This window comes from Dellaglioa sp. CoH-57-MRSF-22 (assembly GCF_056781895.1).
In genome coordinates, this window is sequence record NZ_JBXAXT010000130.1 from 1 (window position 1) to 358 (window position 358).

Below are 358 nucleotides of genomic sequence, written 5' to 3' on the forward strand. Positions count from 1 at the left end.
GACGCCCTGCTTCGGAACGTCGCCGGTGACCGTCACCAGGCGCGTCCCGGGGTCGACGGGATCGCCGACCGACCGGAACCAGCGGGCGCCGTGGCGCGCGATCAGCGCGATGTGCGCGAGCGTCTCGACGTTCTGCACGACCGTCGGCCGGCCGCGGAGGCCCGCGGTCGTCAGCCGCTTGGTGCGGTCGACGGGCCGGGGATCGTCGTTCTCGATCAGGTTGACCAGCGCACTGGCCTCCCCGGAGACGAAGCCGCCGGCGCCTTCCACGACCCCGATCCCGCGGGCGTCGGGCCGCTCCTCGATAGCGCGCTCCACCGCGCGGAGGGCGTCGCCCTCGGCCACGATGAGCACGTTG

Annotated in this window: 1 pseudogene; it reads right to left on the reverse strand. The window is 74.3% G+C overall.

Annotated elements, in window-relative coordinates:
• Positions 1–358: pseudogene (locus AC1RPR_RS08515) on the reverse strand (hypothetical protein); the annotation flags it as partial.